This window comes from Micromonospora sp. CPCC 206060, from assembly GCF_036906895.1.
Classification (GTDB): domain Bacteria; phylum Actinomycetota; class Actinomycetes; order Mycobacteriales; family Micromonosporaceae; genus Micromonospora.
This window is the reverse complement of the sequence record NZ_JBAKHU010000290.1, coordinates 1-576: the sequence shown is the minus strand read 5'-3', so window position 1 is coordinate 576 and position 576 is coordinate 1. Positions and strand designations below refer to the sequence as shown.

General features: G+C 60.2%; 1 protein-coding gene. It reads left to right on the top strand.

Translation table 11 applies throughout. The annotated features are described in order from the left end of the window. Positions 1-380: 380 nt before the first annotated feature. Positions 381-576: hypothetical protein (locus V6U90_RS33795; protein ID WP_334445275.1), on the top strand; the 196-nt coding region annotated here is incomplete at its 3' end.

The following is a 576-nucleotide window of genomic DNA, read 5'->3' as shown; positions in this document are numbered from 1 at the left end:
TATCGACCATGACCGCACCACGTGACCACTATCAGTAGTCAGAACCTTGCGCGGAATGGCTCAGTGGCGCGAACTGCGCGCGCAGGCACGATAGCCAAGCGCGACGGTGGGGCCCTCGCGCCCTATGACCCGGTGCGACCGGAAAGGCGGGCGGAAGTTGCAGGATCTGAGCCCGCCTGCGTCTTCCTGTGTCCGAAACATGCAGAAGGGTTCGCCAATGGGCGCACCTGTTTGCCTGGCTAATTGATCGAATAGAAGGCGCATCAGGCTCGTGAATTCGCTTGAGATGAATAGGTGTTGACGCTGTGATGCTGCCTGGGTAGCCTCGTCGAGGTCGGCTGACAATCACCTAAGTGAATATCAAGAATAGGGAGAGTCGAGTGAGGCGATCGCTCTATTCTGTCGGTGCCGGTGTGGTGATGTCGCTGGTGTTGGCCGCTCCTGCCGCAGCGGCTCCGGTGAAGCCGTTCACCGAGACCACCGCCTGTGACGATGGTCGTGTGTGCATGTGGGGTGACTGGTCAGGTGCTCGTCGGCGGGTCGGCTTGACCTGGGTCGTTCGGGTTGGATCATGGT